General features: G+C 39.2%; 2 protein-coding genes. Both read left to right on the top strand.

The genetic code is table 11. The features are described 5' to 3' along the window. Positions 1 to 146 precede the first annotated feature (146 nt). Positions 147 to 1,667, top strand: coding sequence for an IS21 family transposase (istA, locus tag ACFFIX_RS27655; RefSeq protein WP_378939863.1), 1,521 nt, complete (start codon positions 147 to 149; stop codon positions 1,665 to 1,667). Then, entirely contained in the window at positions 1,664 to 2,419 is a 756-nt protein-coding gene (istB, locus tag ACFFIX_RS27650; protein ID WP_071160159.1) for an IS21-like element helper ATPase IstB, read from the top strand. Before istA ends, istB begins: the two co-directional genes overlap by 4 nt. The last annotated feature ends 147 nt before the right edge of the window (positions 2,420 to 2,566 follow it).

The raw sequence follows: 2,566 nt of genomic DNA, 5'->3' as shown, positions 1-2,566 counted from the left end.
TGTATTTGATAATCTAAATTTGAGCCACTTTCCAAGAGTTTGATCACATAAAAAGTGAGCCACATGATTTCCAATTCTATTAACCTCTTTTATGATTGATAGTGACCAAACAATCAACATAAGAGAGGAAAAAGGGAATGATCAATATGGCTCAATATCATAATATCAAATTCATGAAAGAGGTAGAAGGACTTTCCGAAAGGCAAATTGCGAAAAAACTTGGTATTTCAAGAAATACCGTAAGTAAATATAGTAAACAAAATGATGCTCCATCTACTGTTTTTCGGCAAAAGGTTTATGGGACGAAAGATTATTCAGATGAGACCAAACGCGTTTTGAATATCATTGACCAATGGCTCGAAGATGATCTTAATCGTTGGGGAAAACAACATCACACTGCTGCTAGAATTTATCATAGATTAGTCAATGAATATAGTTTTAAAGGGTCAGAATCAAATATTCGTAAAATTGTAGCCAAACGCAAGAAGAAACTACAAGAAGTCTTCATTCCACTTGATTTTCAACTCGGCCACCAATTCCAATTCGACTGGGGAGAGGCGGATATTATTCTACAGGGTCGTACACAACGCGTTTTCCTCTTTTGTATTCAGCTTTCGGCAAGTCGTTTACGGTTTGTGAGAGCTTATATACACGAAAAACAAGAGGCTTTCTTAGATGGGTTTGTCCATGCTTTTGAATTCTTTGGAGGTGTCCCAACAGAAGGACTATTTGATAACTTGAAAACAGCAGTAGTGAAAATTCTTCAAGGAAGAGATCGCTTAGAACAGGAAACATTTGTAGCATTACAAGCTCATTATTTGTTTAAAGCAGAATTCTGTAACGTGAGATCAGGTAACGAAAAAGGTCGTGTCGAAGGCACAGTTGGTTACATAAGACGAAATGCCTTTGTCCCTTATCCAGAAGTGCAGTCAATGGATGAACTTAATGATTATCTTCGTGAATGGTGCTTACAAGAAGCTGAACTTAAAAACGTTCCTTACAAGAAAGAAACTGTCGCGCAAATGTGGGAGAAGGAAAAGGAACATCTCCACTCACTCCCGGATAATCAATTTGAAGCTTGTAAGCTTATCTCATGCCAGGTTAACAAAACTTCATTAATCACGATCGAGACTAATCAATATTCCGTTCCATGTGGATACGTAGGTCAAGCAGTATGGGCAAAAATTTTTGTCGATCGTGTGATCGTTGTGGCTCAAAACCAAGTGATCGCTGAACACAGTCGTTCCTATGAACGTAATCAAATGATTACAGTTCTTGATCACTATCTTGAAGTGCTTTTCAAAAAACCACGTGCCATTCGAGATGCCCAGGCATTTCAATCATCTGACATTCCAGATGTGTTCAGGCGTTTCCATCGTAAGATGCGGGAGCAAGAAGGAGCCATTGGAGATCGAAAGTTTATAAGACTTCTCCTCCTCCACCGAGAGATTGGAATGGAAAAGTTAACGCAAGCCTTACAAGAGGCCGAAAAATCACAAGTCTTTCGGTACGATATGGTGCATGAAGTCATACAGAGGCTAACGAATACGAACTTTAAAATCAATCAACTCCCAAAGGGGAAAACGCCCACAAATCTACTAGACTATAAAATACAAAAGTCGAATGTAGCCCAATATGGACAGTTGACAGGAGGTCAGAGGGAATGACAACAGAATTACTAGTAGATCATATGACGAAGCAACTTAGAATGCCTACGATGGCTAATCAGTATCGATCATTGGCCAGGGAGGCTGAAGAACGTAATCTGAGCTATGAAGAATATTTATTAGCCTTATTAGAAGTAGAAGTTCAAACAAGAGATGAAAGCCAAAAACAGAGAAGACTCAAGCAAGCTGCGTTTCCAGTCCAGAAAACGTTGGATACATATGATTTTAGTTTAATGCCTAGTTTGAATCGCAATCGATTTTTGACATTAGCAAAGGGAGAATTCGTAGATAGGAAAGAGAATATCATTTTTTTAGGAAACAGTGGAACTGGAAAGACCCATTTAGCCACAGCACTTGGAGTTGAAATGGTTCAAAATGGGTTTAAAACAAAGTTCATCACTGCATCTGAATTAGTGGAAGAACTCTTAATGGCCAATGAAGAACACAAGCTGGGGGCCTTAGAAAAAAAGTGGCTCAAATTCGATGTGATCATCGTAGATGAGCTTGGATATGTCCCATTCTCAAAAACAGGATCAGAACTATTATTTCAGTTCTTCTCAAGTCGATATGAACGCGCGAGTGTCATCATCACAACAAACTTAGATTTTACAGAGTGGACCTCTCTTTTTGGAGATGAAAAGATGACAGCTGCATTACTTGATCGCCTAACACATCGATCTCATATCCACTTGCTTAATGGAGAATCCTATCGTTTTCGACAAAGCATGAAACAAAAAGGCAATGAAGGATAAAATGGACGCGAGGTGTTTGGGGTTCTTGCCCCTCCCCGGGGCAAGAACCCCAAACACCCAATTCCTCCCACTAATGGGAGCTACTAAAGATGAAGTGGCTCACTTTTAAAGTGATCGCTCTGGCTCAATTTAATGTTGACAAAAACA

Source organism: Metabacillus herbersteinensis (assembly GCF_042433335.1).
In the GTDB taxonomy this organism is placed as follows: Bacteria; Bacillota; Bacilli; order Bacillales; family Bacillaceae; genus Metabacillus; species Metabacillus herbersteinensis.
Note: the sequence above shows the minus strand (reverse complement) of the source record. Positions and strands in the feature narration are given on the sequence as shown.